15 protein-coding genes and 1 pseudogene are annotated in these 18,144 nt (G+C 57.6%); 4 read left to right on the plus strand and 12 right to left on the minus strand.

Going from position 1 to position 18,144, the window contains the following annotated elements; genetic code table 11:
• Positions 1-24: 24 nt before the first annotated feature.
• Positions 25-2,028: a CocE/NonD family hydrolase gene (locus tag AB4Z23_RS15765; RefSeq protein WP_025596005.1), complete on the plus strand. Its 2,004-nt coding sequence runs from the start codon at positions 25-27 to the stop codon at positions 2,026-2,028.
• 66 nt (positions 2,029-2,094) lie between these two features.
• Here the strand turns inward: AB4Z23_RS15765 and AB4Z23_RS15770 are convergent.
• Positions 2,095-2,300: pseudogene (locus AB4Z23_RS15770) on the minus strand (type II toxin-antitoxin system VapC family toxin); the annotation flags it as partial.
• 224 nt (positions 2,301-2,524) lie between these two features.
• Between AB4Z23_RS15770 and AB4Z23_RS15775 the strand changes: the two are divergent.
• Positions 2,525-2,734, plus strand: coding sequence for a cold-shock protein (locus AB4Z23_RS15775; RefSeq protein ID WP_003517737.1), 210 nt, complete (start codon positions 2,525-2,527; stop codon positions 2,732-2,734).
• 129 nt (positions 2,735-2,863) lie between these two features.
• Positions 2,864-3,088, plus strand: a complete 225-nt coding sequence (locus AB4Z23_RS15780) for a hypothetical protein (RefSeq protein ID WP_003517740.1) — start codon at positions 2,864-2,866, stop codon at positions 3,086-3,088.
• A gap of 210 nt (positions 3,089-3,298) precedes the next feature.
• Here AB4Z23_RS15780 and AB4Z23_RS15785 read toward each other — a convergent pair whose 3' ends face one another.
• The 10 genes from AB4Z23_RS15785 to ampC form a co-directional block, all read right to left on the minus strand.
• A complete protein-coding gene (locus AB4Z23_RS15785; protein WP_025596004.1) occupies positions 3,299-4,336 on the minus strand; it encodes a sensor histidine kinase in 1,038 nt (345 codons plus the stop codon).
• Between the two features lie 4 nt (positions 4,337-4,340).
• Positions 4,341-4,778 carry a response regulator gene (locus AB4Z23_RS15790; protein ID WP_003517744.1) on the minus strand — a complete coding sequence of 146 codons (438 nt, stop codon included), beginning with the start codon at positions 4,776-4,778 and terminating at the stop codon, positions 4,341-4,343.
• Positions 4,775-6,229, minus strand: a complete 1,455-nt coding sequence (locus tag AB4Z23_RS15795; protein WP_025596003.1) for a sensor histidine kinase — start codon at positions 6,227-6,229, stop codon at positions 4,775-4,777. Before AB4Z23_RS15795 ends, AB4Z23_RS15790 begins: the two co-directional genes overlap by 4 nt.
• 240 nt (positions 6,230-6,469) lie before the next feature.
• Entirely contained in the window at positions 6,470-8,281 is a 1,812-nt protein-coding gene (locus tag AB4Z23_RS15800) for an ABC transporter ATP-binding protein (RefSeq protein WP_025596002.1), read from the minus strand.
• A 4-nt stretch (positions 8,282-8,285) separates the two neighbouring features.
• Positions 8,286-10,070, minus strand: a complete 1,785-nt coding sequence (locus tag AB4Z23_RS15805; protein ID WP_441360341.1) for a gamma-glutamyltransferase family protein — start codon at positions 10,068-10,070, stop codon at positions 8,286-8,288.
• Between the two features lie 22 nt (positions 10,071-10,092).
• Complete coding sequence (locus tag AB4Z23_RS15810; RefSeq protein ID WP_013761355.1) at positions 10,093-10,965, minus strand: ABC transporter permease; 873 nt, start codon at positions 10,963-10,965, stop codon at positions 10,093-10,095.
• An 11-nt stretch (positions 10,966-10,976) separates the two neighbouring features.
• Positions 10,977-11,924, minus strand: coding sequence for an ABC transporter permease (locus AB4Z23_RS15815; protein ID WP_003499573.1), 948 nt, complete (start codon positions 11,922-11,924; stop codon positions 10,977-10,979).
• 67 nt (positions 11,925-11,991) lie between these two features.
• A complete protein-coding gene (locus AB4Z23_RS15820; RefSeq protein ID WP_112959735.1) occupies positions 11,992-13,500 on the minus strand; it encodes an ABC transporter substrate-binding protein in 1,509 nt (502 codons plus the stop codon).
• A 78-nt stretch (positions 13,501-13,578) separates the two neighbouring features.
• Complete coding sequence (locus AB4Z23_RS15825) at positions 13,579-14,391, minus strand: FadR/GntR family transcriptional regulator (RefSeq protein WP_112959736.1); 813 nt, start codon at positions 14,389-14,391, stop codon at positions 13,579-13,581.
• A gap of 191 nt (positions 14,392-14,582) precedes the next feature.
• Positions 14,583-15,740: a class C beta-lactamase gene (ampC, locus tag AB4Z23_RS15830; RefSeq protein WP_112959737.1), complete on the minus strand. Its 1,158-nt coding sequence runs from the start codon at positions 15,738-15,740 to the stop codon at positions 14,583-14,585.
• 133 nt (positions 15,741-15,873) lie between these two features.
• Here ampC and AB4Z23_RS15835 point away from each other — a divergent pair, with 133 nt between their 5' ends.
• Positions 15,874-16,764, plus strand: coding sequence for a LysR substrate-binding domain-containing protein (locus AB4Z23_RS15835; protein ID WP_441360342.1), 891 nt, complete (start codon positions 15,874-15,876; stop codon positions 16,762-16,764).
• On the opposite strand, the gene chrA is transcribed toward AB4Z23_RS15835, so the two are convergent.
• The gene (gene chrA / locus AB4Z23_RS15840) at positions 16,759-17,988 is read right to left on the minus strand and encodes a chromate efflux transporter (protein WP_112959739.1); all 1,230 of its coding nucleotides are present in this window, start codon (positions 17,986-17,988) and stop codon (positions 16,759-16,761) included. The two genes, AB4Z23_RS15835 and chrA, sit on opposite strands and share 6 nt — an antisense overlap.
• Positions 17,989-18,144: the final 156 nt, after the last annotated feature.

Genomic DNA, 18,144 nt, shown 5'->3' on the forward strand with positions numbered 1-18,144 from the left:
AATGACCCGACTGGAATACCCCAAATGACAATACGTGTTGAAGAACATATCTGGATTCCCATGAGCGATGGCGTACGCCTTGGTGCTCGCCTTTGGCTGCCGGAGGGCGCGGAACAATCGCCGGTTCCCGCCATTCTCGAGTATATTCCCTATCGCAAGCGAGACGGAACCCGCGGGCGCGACGAGCCGATGCACGGCTATTTTGCCAGCCAGGGATATGCCGCAATTCGCGTGGACATGCGCGGCACCGGCGAATCCGATGGCCACATGGCAGACGAATATCTGAAGCAGGAACAGGACGATGCACTCGAGGTGATCGACTGGATTTCCCGCCAGCCGTGGTGCAGCGGCAATGTCGGCATGATGGGCAAGAGCTGGGGCGGCTTCAACGGCCTGCAGGTGGCCGCCCGCCGTCCGCCGGCACTGAAAGCCGTCATCACCGCTTATTCGACCGACAACCGTTATACCGACGACATTCACTACATGGGCGGCCTGCTGCTGAACGACAATCTGTGGTGGGGCACCATCATGCTTGCTTATCAGAGCCGTCCGCTCGATCCGGAGATCGTCGGTGACACGTGGCGCGACAGCTGGATCGAGCGCCTGGAGAAGCTCCCCTTCTTTCCCGCACTCTGGCTGGAACACCAACGTTACGACGATTACTGGAAACACGGCTCGGTCTGCGAAGACTGGAGCGCCATTCAATGCCCGGTCCTTGCCATCGGCGCATGGGCAGACAGCTATACCAATGCCGTCCCGCGGCTTCTGGAGAACCTTCAGGTCCCGCGTCGCGGCATCATCGGTCCGTGGGGCCATATCTACCCCCAAGATGGTGTTCCCGGTCCCGCAATTGGCTTCCTGCAGGAAGCAACGCGCTGGTGGGACCATTGGCTGAAAGGCAAGGAAACCGGCGTCATGGACGAGCCGATGCTGCGCGCCTTCGTCAGCGACACGATCGAACCGACCGGTACGCGCACGACGACGCAAGGCCGCTGGGTGGGCGAAGCAACATGGCCTTCGCCTGAAATTGCAACCCGCTCACTTTACCCCGGTGCAGCGAAGGAACTGCGCGATACGGCAAGCGAACCGGCAATTCTCAGCATTCGTTCGCCGCAAAGCCACGGCAAGGCGGGCGGGGAATGGATGGCGACCGGATGCCCCGGCGAACATCCAACCGATCAGCGGCTCGACAACGGTGGCGCGCTCGTTTTCGAAACCGCCTTGATGGAAGAGGATTTCGATATTCTCGGTGCGCCGGTAGCGCGTCTGCGTATTGCCGCAGATTGCCCTGTCGCGCAGATTTCACTGCGCCTCAACGACGTCCTGCCGGATGGCCGTGTCACACGTGTCAGTTATCAGGTTTTCAACCTGACCCACCGCGATAGCCACGAAAATCCGGAAGCATTGGAACCCGGCAAATTTTACGATGTCGCAATCAAGCTCAATGATTGCGGTTATCGTTTTGCCAAAGGGCACCGGCTGCAACTCGCCATCGCCACGGCCTACTGGCCGATGGTATGGACATCGCCTTACGATGCGACGATCAGCGTTTCCGTTGCAGAAAGCGCGCTTGACCTGCCCGTGCGTGCCACCGGTGACGACAAGCCTGTGCGTTTCGAGGCCCCCGCCCACGGCCCATCGACACCCATGACGCAGGTCGATCCCGGCACGGTCCGCCGCTGGACCGAACAGGACCATGAGACGGGTATCAACACCTATGTCACGGAAGGCGTGGGCGGCTTGTTCGGCGAGGGCGTGTTGCGGTTTGACGACATCGACACCGAACTCAGCCATAGTCTGCGGCGTGAATTGACCATTCGCGACGGAGATCCCCTCTCCGCGAAATACGTCCTCACCCAGACATATGAAATTGGCCGGGATAGGTGGCGCATCAAGATCGAGAGCCGCACCGAGATGCGCTCCGACAGAGAAAATTTCTACCTGACAGGAGAACTTTCGGCACTCGAAAATGGCAGCCTCGTCAAAACCCGGAAGTGGGATGAGCGCTACAAACGCGACCTCATCTGATGTCGCATGGCCCTTGCAGCTATTTGCGGGGGCCTACAACATACCATTGTCTCGATACCGTATCTGTCAGCTTTCCTGTTCAGGAGCGATCAATGTCACGGTTGGGAAACAGGATCGATATCGGCCTACGTCTCGTGTCAGAAGCGGGAGACCTTGAACTGCGGCATGAGCCCCAATAAAAGAGTCTGGCAAAACGTCTGTGCGGGATCCGCCTGCACGACGATACTGCGTGAAGACCTTCCCGCTAAAAACAATGCAGAGCGAGTAAAAGGGATGGCCAAGCACAACTTTTTGTCGAGACGCAAAAATTAGAAAAACTAATAGTTGACGCAACCGTGCAAGCACGCTATAACGAACCATCGAATTTGCTTGCTTAGCTTTGCTTGTTGCGCGATTGGCACCGCGTTCTGAACGAACCTTTCCTTTCAAAATCGCTATCAATGTTCGCAGCGCTTTTTAGTGCTGTGGGTCCTCTATCGCTATGAAAGGGTTCATCATGACCACTGGCACAGTTAAATGGTTTAATTCCACTAAAGGCTTCGGCTTCATTCAGCCTGACAACGGCGGCACAGATGCCTTCGTTCATATCTCCGCCGTTGAGCGGGCTGGTATGCGCGAACTCGTCGAAGGCCAGAAGATCGGCTTCGACCTGGAACGCGACAACAAGTCCGGCAAAATGTCGGCCTGCAATCTGCAGGCTGCCTAACGGGTTTTGCTTCCCTTTGACCACGGATGTACTGGCACTGCCGGAAGCACCCCGAACCAATCAAGGCCAGGCAAATTGCCTGGCCTTTTGTTTTCCGCTCGCATGCCGAGCCTTACCACCGGAACACCCATGACAGAAAAATACAGTATCTCGCGCCAGAAGGCCGAGGTTGCCTTCAGCAACATCCAGACGCCGTTCTTCGCAAAGGACAAAGCGCTCGACGAGCTTGATTCGATCACGCAATCCCGCGACGCCAAGACCTTGCGGCTGCGGGAAGCACGTCTTGCAAAGGAACAGTCTGATCGCATTTCTGCGACATCCGCTCTTCTTGCCAAGCGTGCCCGTGCACGATGATGGTTTTGACGGCATCGTCAGAACAGGTGCCTGAAGCCAATTCGCATCAGACGGCTTCCTAACCATCCCGGTATATACAGACGCCGGGCCTTGAGCTGTTGCATGCCTGTCAACTCCCAGGCAAGCTTACGTTCCAGCTGCCCAAGCGCGGCGCCAGTTATATTAAATCACTAAATTAGAATTATATTTAAAAACCGAAGCTATCGGCGTTTACGTCTCGCTCCAAGTCATCGTGTAACGCGTTCCCTTGGCCTGTTCCGGGTGCGTATGCGTTTGCTCGACACGAGCACCAATGTTCTGAGCCATTGCCATAATCAGCTTTGTTCCGAGGCCAGTACCACGCGGAGATGCGTCGGGCTTTGAACCGACACCATCGTCTTCGACAACGAGAACAAATTGCCGATTTTCTTCCGAAAGTCCGACGCGAACCGTGCCGGATTGATCTGGATAAGCGTATTTCAGCGCGTTGGTCAGCAGCTCGGTGATGATGACACCCAGAGCTACGGCATGGTCTGCCTTGAGGCTGATGTCACAAAGCGATGTTTCGACGGTAATGGACGAAGATCCGGGAACCGCCTGAAACAACCCATCGATGATCGACGTCAGGTACGAATTGAGCGATACCAGACCTATATTGTCGGTATTGTAAAGGCTGCGGTGAACGCCGGCGATCGCCGAAATCCTGCTTTGGGTTTCCAGCAAGGCGACTTCGGCTTCCTCAGACTTGATGGTGTTTATCTGCAGGCGAATCATGGCGGATACCAGCGAGAGGCTGTTGGCGACCCGATGGTTCATCTCCTTCACCATCATTTCCGCATGTTCCTTGGCCTTCACCAGCAACCGGTCGGATTCCTCCTTCGTCTGACGCAGACGATGGTTTTCCAGCGACTGATCGATAGCCGTAAGCAACAGCGGGAAAAAGTCGTCACCGACATTCTTTATGACGTAGTCGGCGGCACCCGCCTTGAGGGCGTCGATCGCGATCTGGGCTTCGTTCGATCCCGTTACATAAAGAACGGGAACCCGCCCCGGCAAGGACTGAATCGCGGCAAGGAACTCCATTCCCGTCGATGTCTGGAAGTAATGGTCCAGAACGACGATATCGAACTGCTCGTCTTGAAACATCTTGAGCCCGGACGCCACGGATGCGGCATGGACCACCTCCATTCCGTGACGACCGAGGATCCGGCTGGAAAGCCGCGCCAGAGCCGGATCATCATCAACATACAAAACGCGCAATGCCATCATGCCTTCAAGGTACTTGAATTACGGAGAAGAACAGGCCGAGGTTCTTTATCGCACTCGCAAAGCCTTCGTAGTCGACCGGCTTGGTTATATAGACATTTGCACCAAGGTCATAACATTTCTGAATCTCGGTTTCGTCATCCGTCGTCGTCAAAACGACCACCGGCAAACGGCGCGTATATTCGTTACTCTTGATCTCCTCGAGAATTCGGATACCCGACATATCAGGGAGGTTAAGATCGAGCAAAACGAGAAGATATCGATCTTTGCTGACAACGCCATCGCGGTTTTCACCGAGGATGTAGTCGAGTGCCTTTGCACCGAGCGTAAAGGGCATGATCTCGTTATTCACACCTGCGCGACGTACGTTCTTCTCGATCAGCCGAGCATGACCTTCGTCATCCTCGATCATAATGATCGTTACCTCTTGACCGGTTGCCTTCATTTTTCGCCTTCTTTCGTCACTTTTCTGAGATCGCTCGGCAACAGCAATGTAAATGTACTGCCTTTGCCAAGTTCGGAACTCACCTTAATGTCTCCTCCTAAACTTCTTATTAGCGACCGAACATGGGCAAGGCCGATGCCTTCCCCCGGCTGATCCTGATCACCGGCGCGGCGAAAGAGTTCGAACACCCGCTCCAGATCATGCTCGCCAATGCCGCGCCCGTTGTCGCTGACTTCGATGCTGATGGCACCCCGCCCGGACGGATAAGCACGGGCAGTCAATCGCAGCGGTCGTCCCGGCATCTGGTATTTCACCGCATTGTCGAAAAGATTGCCAAGGATTTGGTCGATAGAGATACGATCCGTCACGACTGTCAGCTTTGATGTCTCGACACTGATCTCGCCGCCATTGGCATTGATCTGGTGACGAACCGTCTCGGAGAGCGATGACAGTAATGTCTCTATGTCGACTTTTTCCGGCTGCAGCTTTCGCTGACCATCGCGCGATATCTTCAAGATCGCATTGATCAGCTGGTCCATCTTGCGTGTCGAAGAGCGGATGAAACTGATCGCCTCGGGAAGATCTTCCTCGACAGCCAGTCTGGCATCCCGAACCACGTCGTCGGAAGGCATTTTGCCGTCTGCGAGCACATATGCGGTGACCGGCTTCAGGGACGTATCGAATTCGGAGAGGAACCCCATGATATTGACGAGCGGCGCACGCAAATCATGCGTGACGATATAGGCGAAGCGCTGAATTTCCTGATTGGCGCTGCGAAGATCACGGGTTCTTTCCTCAACCCGCTCCTCCAGATGGCGATTTAACTCGTCAACATCTTCCCGAGACCGGTTCAACGCACGGATATATGTGAAAACCAGAAAGATTGAACCGCCGACAACAAGCAGGATCGCCAGCGTGCCGCCGAGCGTTACCCATTGCAATGTATTGGCGGCGCCAAGTTGGTCTCCGACGATGATGCGGAGCCGATCGTCGGTCTGCGATTGCAGCTTCGACAAGATCGCCCTGATTTCGTTCATGAACCGTTTGCCGTCATTCTCACGGACGACTTCGACTGCCTCGGTGATGCGTCCTGCCTTTTGCAGATCGATGGTTTCCTGGGTTTCAGCCAGCTTGTTGGCGACGGCATTACCGAGATCCGTCAGATCCTGCTCGTATTGCTTCTGGTCCTTCAGCACTTCGAGAAGTCTGGACTGCCTCTGCGGCAACAGGCTCAAGGCCTCCTGATATGGGCTCAGATACTCGATGTTGTTGGTCAGCAGATAACCCCTCTGCCCCGTTTCAATGTCCTGCATCGACGTCAGGATATCGAGAATGGCAGCCCGCACACGGCGCAACTCGGCTGTTTCTTGCGAGTACCGGTTGTTCACCTGCACCAGCCACAGCGAAGTGGCGACCATTCCGGTCAATATTGCAACACCCACAGCGAGCATAAACAGGCTTCGCTGAGCAAAAGGCGAAAAACTAATCACAGTTGTAAATTCCCGGCATGCACCTCATTCGCGCGCAAACTAGAATATGCGGCGCATTGAATCGAACGTTTTATTTTCGATTCATATGGGAACCACTTTTGACGACGCGCGTTGAGCAAGGCTGTAAAAAATATTCCGCTCAGAATAGCGGATAGCGGTGCGAAACTTCACGGTTTTTCAACCCGGAATGCCAGAATTGCCTTAAACAACCTGAACCAGATGGCCCGGGGAAACGGTTTTATAGTTTCGCGTCGGCGTTTGAAATCCCATCGGCCGTATCGGGCTTTTCAGTTCATCGTTGGATATGCCGCGCTTTATTCCGCGTCGCGCCGGATCGGGTACCGGCACTGCCGCCATGAGTTTCTTCGTGTAGGCATGTTGCGGATTGTCGAAAACAGCAGCGCGCGGACCGATCTCCACAATCTCACCGAGATACATCACCGCGACGCGATGGCTGACACGCTCCACCACCGCCATATCGTGGGAGATGAAGAGGAAGGCGAGATTGAGGCTCTGTTGCAGGTCGAGGAGCAGGTTGCAGACCTGCGCCTTGATCGAAACATCGAGAGCCGACACGCTTTCGTCGGCAACAATGACCTTCGGATCGAGGGCAAGCGCACGGGCAATCGCGATGCGCTGGCGCTGGCCGCCGGAAAATTCGTGAGGATAGCGGCTCGCCATGTCGGCGGTTAGACCAACCTTTTCGAGGAGATCGGCAGTCTTTTCCTTCGCCTGCTTCGTGGTGCCCAGTTTGTGCTTGATGAAGGGTTCGGAAATCGCCGTACCCACCGTCATGCGCGGATTGAGCGACGAGAACGGATCCTGAAAGATCATCTGTACGGACTTACGCATATTGCGCAGGCCGACGGTATCGAGCCGCATCACATCGTAACCATCGAGCGAAACCTCGCCGGCCGTCGGTTCGACAAGACGCATGATCGAGCGGCCGGTCGTCGACTTTCCGCAACCGGACTCGCCGACCAGTGCAAGCGTCTCCCCCTGAAACAGATCGAAGGAGACGTTTTCGACCGCGTGAACCGCACCCGTCTGCCGGGCCAAAAGGCCGGAGCGGATGGGAAACCGCGTCACGAGGTTCTTGACCGACAGGACAGGTGTCTGTCCGCTCGCAACCGTTTCGGCCACTTCTACCGGCTCGGTCGACAGGCCGGTTTTCATGTCGAGCACCGGAAAGCGCGTCGGCCACTGCCGGTCGCGCATCGAGCCGAGCTTCGGCACCGCCGAAAGCAACGCCCGCGTATAGGGATGCTTGCCGCGCTGGAATATATCCCCGGTTGGTCCGGTCTCGACCTCATCGCCCCGGAACATCACAATGGTGCGGTCGGCGATCTCCGCCACGACGCCCATATCATGAGTAATGAAGAGGACCGACATGCCCTCCTCTTCCTGAAGCAGTTTGATCAGATCGAGAATCTGGCCCTGAATGGTGACGTCGAGCGCGGTCGTCGGTTCATCGGCGATCAGCAGTTTCGGCCGGGAAGCGAGCGCCATTGCGATCATCACGCGCTGGCGCATGCCACCGGAAAACTGATGCGGATACTCGTCAAAGCGACCGGCCGCGTTGGGAATACGAACCTTTTCGAGAAGCCGGACAGTCTCCGCCCTTGCCTGCTGCTTCGAAAAGCCCTTGTGCCGGATGAGGACCTCGGAAATCTGGCGGCCGATCGTGAAGATGGGATTGAGCGACGTCATAGGCTCTTGAAATATCATCGAGACGTCGTTGCCCCGCACGCCCCGCATTTCCTTCTCGGAAAGCGCCAGAAGATTGCGCCCGTTCAAGAAAACTTCACCCTCAATCCGGCTGAAAGCGGGGCTAAGCAGGCGCATGATGGACAGCGAGGTGACGGACTTTCCCGAACCGGACTCACCGACAATCGCGACGGTTTCGCCCGGAGCGACATCGAAGGAGACGTTACGGACGACGCTCTTCCAAGCATCATCGACGAGAAAAGAAGTGGTCAGGTTTCTAACGGAGAGAACAGGTGTCGTATTCATGATGTCATCGTCCCACAGCATAGGCCTGCATCAGTCGCGGGGTTGCGGCGGCCCGCAGCAGGCCATCGGCATCCCGCTTTGCGGCAGTCAGGCGCCCCACCGACCACGCATCGGCAACGGTGACCTTGTGTCCGCGGCGGCGAAGCTCCTGCAGCGTCATATCACCCACGGTGCTTTCCACCATGATCTCGCCCGGCGAACTGGTGCGCGGATAAAACGAGCCCGGAAAATGCGAGGTATGGAACAGCGGCATGTCGATGGCCGCCTGCAGGTTCTTGCCGTGATGCGCATAACGCAGGAAGAAGGGCAGCTGCCACTGATCCTGCTGATCGCCGCCCGGAGTACCGAACACCATGGAAGGGCGTCCCTGATGCAGCGCGAGCGAGGGTGTCAACGTGGTGCGCGGGCGTTTTCCAGGTGCGAGCGAGGTCGGCAGGCCTTCCTTCAACCAGAACATCTGGGCGCGGGAATTAAGCGCAAAGCCCAATCCCGGAACGATTGGCGATGATTGCAGCCAGCCGCCGGAGGGCGTGGTTGAGACCATGTTGCCCCAGCGGTCTATGACATCGATATGCACGGTATCGCCGCGTTTTTCGGTAAGATGCGACATGGTGGGCTCGTAGACGGTGCCCTTGCCGCTCATTTCGGCGAGCATGGCCATGGTGGCGTCCACCTGCTTCTCGTAACCCGGCACGATGCCGGGACGCAGATCGAGCGATGCCTCTGTGCCGATCAGTTTACGACGCCCGGCATTGTAGCCTTCAGAGAGAAGATATTCCGTCGGAATCTGGCCGAAATCAGGATCGCCGTAATAGACCTCACGGTCGGCAAAGGCGAGCTTCATGGCCTCAACGATGGTGTGGATGAAATCGGGGCCGGACGGGTCCATGGCCGCAAGATCGAAGCCTTTCAACAGGGCGAGCGACTGCAACAAAACCGGTCCCTGCCCCCAGGCAGGCGTCTTTGCAATCGTCCAGTCATGATAATCAAGCGTCTGCGGCGCTTCGATGGTCGCGCTCCAGTCCGCCATATCCTGCGCCGTCAGCACGCCCTTGTGCTTGGTGCCGCTTGCATCCATGACTTCAGCGGTGTTGACGTAAGTGTCGATGGCTTCCGCTACGAAACCCCGATAGAAAGCGTCGCGTGCGGCTTCAATCTGGTTTTCGCGACCCGAACGCGCTTCGGATTCAGTGACGATCCGCTTGTAGGTTTCCGCAAGTACAGGATTCCTGAAAAGGGCGTGCGGCTCGGGTGCGGCACCACCCGGCAGCCAGGTCTCGTAGGATGTCGGCCATTCCTTCTCGAAGAATTCCGCCAGCCCCTTGATGGTGGCGGAAACGCGCGGCAGAGTCGGATGTCCGTATTCGGCATAATAGATGGCTGGTTCCAGCACCTCGCGCACGCTCATCGTGCCGTAGTCGCGCAGCATCAACATCCAGCCATCGAAGGCTCCGGGAATGACGGTTGCAAGCAGACCATCGCCGGGGATCAGCTTAAGCCCCTCCGAGGTATAGTGCTCGATGGTAGCGCCACTCGGAGCAGGCCCCTGCGCGCAGATGACTTCGACCTTGTCCTTCTTCTTTGAATAAAAGACGGCAGGCATGTCGCCGCCGGGGCCACAGAGATGCGGTTCGACGATCTGCAGCACGAAGCCGGCGGCAACCGCTGCGTCGAAGGCGTTACCTCCCTTTTCGAGGATTGCCATGCCCACGGCCGATGCGATCCAGTGCGTCGAGGTGACGACGCCGAATGTGCCAAGGATCTCGGGGCGTGTGGTAAATTCGGTCATTCAGTCAGTTCCTTATGAGAAATCATGCTTCGCGCGGATCGAGCGCATCACGCAGGCCATCGCCCAGGAGATTGAAGCCTATGACGACGAGGAAAATTGCAATCCCGGGCCACATCGTCATCCACGGCGCTTGGCTCAGAAAGTTCTTAGCGGTGTTCAGCATGGAACCCCACGACGGCGCCGGTGCCTGCTGGCCAAGGCCGAGGAAGGAAAGGCTCGCTTCCGCAATGATGGCCGTCGCAACCGTCAAGGTTGCCTGCACGATGATGGGAGCAAAGACATTTGGCAGGATGTATCGTGTCATGATGTCGAAGTGGTTGAGGCCAATCGACCTTGCCCCCTCGACATAATCTTCCATCTTGACCGCCAGCACCTGACCACGGGTCAACCGAACGAAAATCGGCATGGCGGAAAGCCCGATGGCGATCATCGCATTGGTAAGGCTCGGGCCAAGGAAGGCCGCAAGGGCAATAGCCATGATGAGGAACGGCATAGCCAGCAGCGCTTCGGTGATGCGCGAGATGACCATATCCACCCAGCCACCGAAATAACCGGCGATCAACCCGAAGGGCACGCCGATGACCACCGCAATCATGACGGAGACAACACCCGCCATCAGCGAGGCGCGCGCGCCATAAATCATGCGCGAAAGGATATCACGGCCAAGATCGTCGGTGCCAAGCCAGTGGGCGGCGGACGGCGCCTTGCGGATGGCCGACCAGCTGGTCGCAATAGGGTCAGCAATCGGCAGGATCGGTGCTGCAACGGCAAGTACCGTGAAGAAAAGCACGATAATCAGACCGGCGAGCGCCGATTTGTTGCGCTTCATTTTCTTCCAGGCGCGGCTTTCCTGCCGCGGCACCGGTACGGACAGGTTTTGATCGAGAGCGGTCATGATATCAGGCCTCAGATCGTCGCCCTGAGGCGAGGGTTAAGCAGGACATAGGCAATGTCCGCCAGCAGGTTCATGAGGATGAAGCCGACCGCGGTGCAGAGCACGATGCCCTGGACGACGGCGTAATCGCGGGTGAAGACCGCATCGACGGTCATCTTGCCGAAGCCGGGAATGGTGAATATCTGCTCCGTCAGAACCGCACCGGCCAGCAACTCACCGAAAAGCAGTGCCAACAGCGTGATGACGGGCAGAAGCGCGTTGCGAAAACTGTGAGACAGGATGATCTCGCGCGGCGAAAGCCCCTTGGCCCGGGCGGTGCGGATATAGTCTGAACTCAAAACCGCAACCATTGCCGAACGCGTGTGGCGCATCAACGTTGCCGCAAGCGCATTGCCGAGCACGAAGGCGGGCATGATCATCGTCTCGATGGAGCGAACGGGGTCGACGAATATCGATTCATATCCGGATGCCGGCAGCCAGCCGAGCTTCACTGAAACCAGCAGGATCAGCATGATACCGAGCCAGAAATTCGGGATCGACAGGCCGGAAAGCGCCACGATATTGGCGGTGTAGTCGATCCATGTGTTTTTCTTGACGGCGGCCAGAATGCCGATCGGAATACCGATGACCATCGCAAAGAACATCGCCATCACAGCCAGCTGAATGGTGACCGGCAGCTTCTGGCCGATCAGTTCCAGCACCGGCTGGTTGGTCCTCAGCGAAATACCGAAATCGCCGGTCACCACGCCGCCCAGCCAGTTGATGTACTGGAGCGGTACCGGGTCGTTCAGGCGATACTTCTCCCGCAGGAATTCAATCGTCGCCGGATCACGCTCCTCACCCGCCATGGCGAGAACCGGATCACCCGGCAACAGTTTCTGCAGCGAGAAGACGAAGATGGAGATGATCAAAAGCGTCGGGATCGCGACCAGCAGTCGCTTGCCGATATAGACAGGCATGGCATTGCCCCCGTTCGTGCACGTTCTGGAGGGCCGCACGGCAAGCCGTGCGGCGGATTTGAAGCGCTTAGTCCTTGCTGACGCCGAGAAGGCGGATCATGCCATCAGGCGAAGGCTCCCAGCCCTTGACCTTCTTGGAGATGGCATAGGCATAGGGCTGATGGCCGAGATAGATGATCGGCATGTCGTCGTTTAGGATGACGCTTGCCGCATCGTATTTCTCCTTGCGGACCGCATCTTCAGTCGAGGCGCGTGCTTCGTTCAGCAGCTTGTCGACTTCAGGATTACAATATTTCACATCGTTGATGCCGCCCTTGCAGGTGACGAACTGGTGAAGATTGCCATCGGGATCGATACGACCAGACCAGTCGGAACGGCTGAGCTGATAGTTGCCGGCGGTCTGTTCGGAAAGAAGCGTCGCAAATTCGGTGGCCTTCAGCGTAACGTTGAAGCCAGCCTCCGCCACCATGGACTGGATCACCTGCATCATCTGCGTCTGCGTGGTGTTGTTGGCGTGCTGAAGTTCGATATCGAGCTTCTCGTAGCCAGCCTCCTTCATCAGCTGCTTGGCCTTGTCGATATCGCGTGGCGGCACCGGCAGGTTCTGGTTGAACCATGGGCTTGTCGGCGGGAATGACTGATTGCCGGCCTTGGACGTACCCTCAAACACGATCTGGCCGATCGCTTCGCGGTCAATCGCGTAAGAGAAGGCCTGACGCAGGCGCTTGTCCTTGCCGAGCGGATTGTCAGCGCGCGCGCCGTTGTTGATGTTGACATACATGGCCATGTAGCCCGGACCGATCACGTCCGCATATGTCAATTTGGGGTCATTCTTGACGGATTCCGCATCGGACGCCGAGATACGTTCGGCAATGTCGAGATCGCCAGAGCGGAGGTTTGCAAGCTTCACAGTGGTATCGGGAATTGGCAGGTAGACGATCTTGTCGACCTTGATCTTGTCCTTGTCCCAATAATCCGCGAATTTTTCGAGGACGATACGGTCCTGCTGGATGCGCTCGACGAATTTGAACGGTCCGGCGCAAACCGGCTTGGAGCCGAAATTCGCGCCCAGTTCCTTGGCGGCCTTCGGCGCGACGATCATGCCCGCGCGATCTGAAAGCTGGGCAAGCAGCGTGACATCGGGCGTCTTCAACGTGAACTTGACTTCCAGCGGCCCGGTGGCCTCAACCTTTTCAACCGAGGACAACTCGCTCTTACGGCGGGATTCCGGAAGGGTCATGTTGCGCTCGATGGTGGCAACGACGGCGGCCGCATCCAGCGTCTCGCCGTCGTGGAACTTCACGCCGTCGCGAATTTTCATCGTCAGCACCTTGCCACCCTCGGACCAGGCCCATTCGGTGGCAAGCTGGGGAACGATCTTCATGTCCTGCGAGATATCCACCAGCTTGTCGCACATGGAGGTGTAGACGATACGGCCGACGAAGGTGCGCGATTGCGCGGGATCAAGCACGTCCGCGTCATCGTTGAGGCCGATGCGCAATTCGGAAGCCATGGCTGGTGCGGTCAGAAACGCGCTTGCCAATAGCGCCGCAGTCAGTGTGTAGATTTTCTTCATGTTCGATCCTCTGGTCTGGTTTTCTTTGACTTTTATCATTGGCCGGCCCCGAAGGACCGGCGGGTTTACGTCCGCGGCCTATGAGGCCGGGGTAAGCGGATTGTCGGCTTCGTTGATGCTCTTCGCCGCACGGTCTTCCGCAGCGCTCTCCTCCTGAAACCCGAGCGAAGTGGCGCGGATCAATCGTTCCTGATGCATGAGAAGGTGCTGGCGCATCGCCTCTCCGGCACGCGCCGGATCGCGATCGGCAATGGCATCGACGATGGCGACATGCTGTTCGAAAGACGCCTTGCCATTCGTGCCACTGCGCCGGGCGAGTTCGCGTATCGACTGCCAGGCATCGTCCTGGCGAATACGGTTCACGACATCGAAGATCGACAGGAACAGCTTGTTGCCAGCACTCTGGGCTATCTGGCGGTGGAGCGAGCCGTCCCACAATTCCTTGGCATCGGCATCCGTGCTTTCGCCGGTCTTCTTGACGAGCGCGCGCATGCGCTCCAACTCGGCGGGCTTGGCGCGCATGGCTGCAAGCTGCGCCAGTTGCGGTTCGATGCGCAGGCGGACTTCCATGATTTCCATGATATCGGTGCTGGCGACCATTTCGGTCACCTGGGTGGACCAATCGTCCGGCTTTTCACCCACAAAGGTTCCGGCCCCCTGGCGACGCCAGATAAGACCCTCGGCCTCCAAAACCTCCAGAGCACGGCGGATTGACCGGCGGCCGACATTGAAGGTCTCGGCAAATGCCCGCTCCGTCGGCAGACGGCCGTCATTCGCGAGATTCTTTGTCTGAATGTACTCGCGCAGCTTTGCCAGAGCGTAGTTTGAATTGTCGTTAGGGTTTGTCGCCAAGCCGCACCATTTGCGTGAACCAATCGAACATTGGTTCATTTGGTGAGAAATTTCGGCAGACGTCAAGCCCATTTTTGAGCCTTGATTACAAGCGCTCAAAATATGGGCATACGCCGATTTTCAGGGACATAAATGCATGCTTTCAAGGCAAGGATGACAATGCCGGCGAGCAAATGAATTACGACCGAAATGCCACCCTTGTCCTGTACGCGTTTACGCCAGCATTGACATCATTCGGAGCTTTTGAGTCCGTTCAAAATCTCGTAAGCCACGGCAACACGATCCTCATTGGGATAGTTTTTATTGGCCAGAATGACGATACCGAGTTTTTGCTCCGGTATGAACGCCACATAGGCGCCGAAACCGTTGGTGGAGCCGGTCTTGTTGATGAAGACATCGCCACGCGGCTTCATCGGCGGCGAAATTTCCGATACCGGCACCGTCTTGAGCAAGGCGCCGGAGTTCGTTTCGATCAGTGTTTTCAGCGCGGCCGGGTGGGCATATTGCTCCCAAATCATATCCTGCGTCATCGCGCCGACGCTGAAATATCCCGTATGAGTGTTGGCGATCGCCTGCTGGAGTTTTCCGTCCAGCTTTTCCAGCCCCATATTCGCATTGACGAAACGGATCATGTCGGTCGCCGTCGATCTGACCCCGTAAGCCTCCGATGAGAGAATGGCTGGCGTCATGCGGGCCGGTTCGCCGGTTCTCTTATAACCCTGCGCATAATCGGCCATCTTTGCCTTGGGCACCACGGTGAAGGTGCTCTTCAATCCAAGCGCCGGAAACAGTACGTCCTGCATAGCGCTGTCATAGCTTTGGCCAATTGCCTTTGCGGTGACGTATCCGAGCATTCCGATGCTGGGATTGGCGTAGGTTCTGTGCGTTCCCGCCTTGTATGCAGGCATCCAGGCCTTGAGATAGGCCAAAAGCTGCGGCTCCGTCTTGACATTGTCCGGCACCTGCAACGGAAAGCCGCCGGCGGTGTGAGTGCCAAGATGCATCAGCGTGACATCGCCAAACGGCTTGCCCTTCATGGAGGGAAGATAGTCTTCGACCTTGCCTGATAGTGACAGTTTGCCCTGCGTCTCCGCATAGGTACTGAGCGTGACCGTGAATGTCTTGCTGATGGAACCCAGCTCGAAAAGCGTATGCGGGGTAACCGGCTGGCCCGTAGTTTTGGACATGACACCGTAGGTGAAGACGTGATTTTCGCCATCGACACTGATACCAACGGCCAGACCCGGAATACCGTTCTTCTCCATCACCGGCTTGATCGCTGCATCTGTTATCGCTTTCAGCCTGGCATCATCAGCGGCAAAAGTCTGCGTGAACAGGCTCGTCGAGATCAATGTGGCCAATGCAATATGTCTGCGATTAAGTTTCATCTTTCGCGTTCTCCAAAACCTCAAGTGGATTTTCGGCGCCTGCGCCGTCCCCAGCGAAAGACGTTTAACCGCCCTACATTGCACGAACAAATCATGATATCTCGGACGAGGCATAACAAAATCTAGGTCTTGAATGGTTCGGCAATTTCTTCCACTGAACGGCTTGAGGGCATTTGAGGCATCAGCGCGGCACCTCAGTTTCACCCGCGCGGCCATAGAACTCTGCGTGACGCAGGCGGCTGTGAGCCAACAGGTGAAGGGCCTCGAAAAACGACTGGGGGTTTCCCTTTTTCAACGGCTTCCAAGAGGCCTGAAAATCACCGCGGAAGGCGAAGCCCTGCTACCGACGGTCACCAGCTCTTTCGACCAGATGGCGATCACGCTCGACAGGATCGAAGCCGGTCAGGTGCGCGAACTGCTGTTTCTGGGCGTCGTGGGAACCTTTGCCGTGGGCTGGCTGCTGCCGCGGCTGAGGGAATTTCAAAAGCGGCACCCGTTCATCGACGTGCGCGTTTCCACCAACAACAACCGCGTGGACATGGCCGCCGAAGGCCTCGATTTCGCCATTCGATTCGGCCAGGGCTCCTGGCATGGCACGGATGCATTCCGGCTTTTCGAGGCGCCCCTTTCGCCTCTCTGTACGCCGAAACTGGCGGAGACACTGAAATCCCCCGCTGATCTCGCGGACGCCACGCTGTTGCGCAGCTACAGGTCTGACGAATGGGCCACGTGGTTTGCAGCGGCTGGCGTAACACCGGTGGCGCATGTGAATGCCGGCATCGTTTTCGATACCTCGCTCGGCATGATGGAGGCCGCATTGCAAGGGCTCGGCGTGGCGCTCGCCCCGCCATCGATGTTCTCGCGGCATCTGGCATCCGGGGCTATCGTGCAGCCCTTCCCCGTCACCATATCGCTTGGCAGCTACTGGCTGACGAGGCTGCAATCAAAGCCGCCGACACCAGCCATGCAGGCCTTCTCGGACTGGATGTTTACCAATATCGGTCCTGCGCAAGACGGCCTATGACAGGGCGAGCAGAACGCCACCAATCGCGCAGATGACCACCACGATCCATGGCGGCGTCTTCCACACCGTCAACAGGATGAAACCCGTCAGCGCAAGCGCAAAATCCTTCGGCATGAATATGGCGCTTGTCCACACCGGATCATAAAGCGCGGCCCCGAGAATGCCAACGACGGCGGCATTTGCGCCGCGCATGGCAGCCTGCGCCAGAAGGTGCTTGCGAAAGCCCTCCCAGAAGGGCAGCGCACCGACGAGCAGTAGCATGCCCGGCAAAAAAATCGCGACAAGCGCAATGCCTGCTCCCGCAATACCGTTCGGGTGCGGCCCCACCACAGCGCCGAGGTAGGCCGCGAAGGTGAACAGCGGGCCGGGAACGGCCTGGGTTGCACCGTAACCGGCGATAAACGCATCTTCCGTCACCCAGCCCGTGGAAACCACTGCCGATTGGAGCAACGGCAGCACCACATGGCCGCCACCAAAGACAAGGGCGCCGGCACGATAGAACGCATCGAACAATGAGAGGCCTTGCGAGCCGGCCATCGCCACGAAGACCGGCAGGAAGGCCAGCAGGAGCGCGAAAGTGGCAAGCGCAATGTATCCGACACTTTTCGGCACCCGGAATGCGAGATGAGTAGCCTCCTGCACGGTATCAGTGCGACAGAAGACAAGCCCCGCAATGGCGCCCACGGCAAGCGCCAGAATCTGGCCAAAAGCCCCCGCGACAAACACGACGCAGATGATGCCGACGAGCGCGATGCTGGCACGCTGTCTATCTGGGGCAAGGCTCTTTGCCATGCCCCAGACAGCCTGCGCCACCACGGCGACCGCAACGATCTTGAGGCCATGCAACAGGCCGTTGCCGACAGGTCCTTCTATGGACGCCGCAACCATGGCGAATAGCAAGAGAAGAATGGCGGACGGCAGGGTGAAGGCCGTCCAGGCCGCCAGCGCACCGAGCGGCCCTGCCCGCAGCAACCCAAGTGCAAAACCGACCTGGCTGGAGGCCGGCCCCGGCAAGAACTGGCAGAGCGCCACGAGATCGGCATAACCCGCCTCGTCGATCCATTTGCGCCGCACAACCAGCTCATCGCGAAAATAGCCGAGATGGGCGATGGGACCGCCGAAGGAGGTGACCCCGAGCTTCAGGAACGCCGTAAAAACTTCGCCGGGCGTGCCGCTTCGAGGGGTGGCCGCTTCAGTGCGGATGGTTTGCGTTGACGACTTCACGAAAAAGCTCCCTGAGCGTGCAACGGCTGTTCGTCTACACAATGTCCGTATCAAAAACGATATCGATATCAGACACTATTATGACAGGGATATGAAGAGGCGGGAGCGCATCCGGAATGGCCGGGGTCGTTGGACGCGCTCCATATATTTGTTTTC

The organism is Agrobacterium sp. MCAB5, assembly GCF_052114365.1.
Lineage (GTDB): Bacteria > Pseudomonadota > Alphaproteobacteria > Rhizobiales > Rhizobiaceae > Agrobacterium > Agrobacterium tumefaciens.

Excerpts from the sequence above, each read along its gene's own strand:
- AB4Z23_RS15765 (WP_025596005.1), top strand. The coding sequence starts at position 25 with ATGACAATACGTGTTGAAGAACATATCTGGATTCCCATGAGCGATGGC.
- AB4Z23_RS15775 (WP_003517737.1), top strand. The coding sequence starts at position 2,525 with ATGACCACTGGCACAGTTAAATGGTTTAATTCCACTAAAGGCTTCGGC.
- AB4Z23_RS15780 (WP_003517740.1), top strand. The coding sequence starts at position 2,864 with ATGACAGAAAAATACAGTATCTCGCGCCAGAAGGCCGAGGTTGCCTTC.
- AB4Z23_RS15785 (WP_025596004.1), bottom strand. The coding sequence starts at position 4,336 with ATGATGGCATTGCGCGTTTTGTATGTTGATGATGATCCGGCTCTGGCG.
- AB4Z23_RS15790 (WP_003517744.1), bottom strand. The coding sequence starts at position 4,778 with ATGAAGGCAACCGGTCAAGAGGTAACGATCATTATGATCGAGGATGAC.
- AB4Z23_RS15795 (WP_025596003.1), bottom strand. The coding sequence starts at position 6,229 with ATGCTCGCTGTGGGTGTTGCAATATTGACCGGAATGGTCGCCACTTCG.
- AB4Z23_RS15800 (WP_025596002.1), bottom strand. The coding sequence starts at position 8,281 with ATGAATACGACACCTGTTCTCTCCGTTAGAAACCTGACCACTTCTTTT.
- AB4Z23_RS15805 (WP_441360341.1), bottom strand. The coding sequence starts at position 10,070 with ATGACCGAATTTACCACACGCCCCGAGATCCTTGGCACATTCGGCGTC.
- AB4Z23_RS15810 (WP_013761355.1), bottom strand. The coding sequence starts at position 10,965 with ATGACCGCTCTCGATCAAAACCTGTCCGTACCGGTGCCGCGGCAGGAA.
- AB4Z23_RS15815 (WP_003499573.1), bottom strand. The coding sequence starts at position 11,924 with ATGCCTGTCTATATCGGCAAGCGACTGCTGGTCGCGATCCCGACGCTT.
- AB4Z23_RS15820 (WP_112959735.1), bottom strand. The coding sequence starts at position 13,500 with ATGAAGAAAATCTACACACTGACTGCGGCGCTATTGGCAAGCGCGTTT.
- AB4Z23_RS15825 (WP_112959736.1), bottom strand. The coding sequence starts at position 14,391 with ATGAACCAATGTTCGATTGGTTCACGCAAATGGTGCGGCTTGGCGACA.
- ampC (WP_112959737.1), bottom strand. The coding sequence starts at position 15,740 with ATGAAACTTAATCGCAGACATATTGCATTGGCCACATTGATCTCGACG.
- AB4Z23_RS15835 (WP_441360342.1), top strand. The coding sequence starts at position 15,874 with ATGGTTCGGCAATTTCTTCCACTGAACGGCTTGAGGGCATTTGAGGCA.